This is a genomic window from Aquabacterium sp. A08, assembly GCF_011742065.1.
Map to the genome: position 1 here is coordinate 1 of NZ_JAAQQT010000361.1, position 237 is coordinate 237.

Below are 237 nucleotides of genomic sequence, written 5' to 3' on the forward strand. Positions count from 1 at the left end.
ACCGCGCGCTTGGTGGCGTTGTAGGCCGGCCCGGTCAACCTGGAGGCGTACAGGCCGGCCCAGGACGAGACGTTGACGATCAGGCCGCCGCCCTGACGGCGCATGGCGGGCAGGGCCGCGTGCACGCAGTAAAACAGGCCGCAGAGGTTGATGGCGACCACCTCGTCCCAGGCCTCGGGGGTGAGCACGTCGAAATTGCGCCGGGTGGCGTTGGTGCCCGCGCTGTTGACCAAAATG

At 68.8% G+C, this 237-nt stretch carries 1 protein-coding gene; it reads right to left on the bottom strand.

Annotated elements, in window-relative coordinates:
• Window positions 1-237 (bottom strand): SDR family oxidoreductase (locus HA630_RS02045; RefSeq protein WP_166832195.1); only part of this gene is annotated, 237 nt, incomplete at both ends.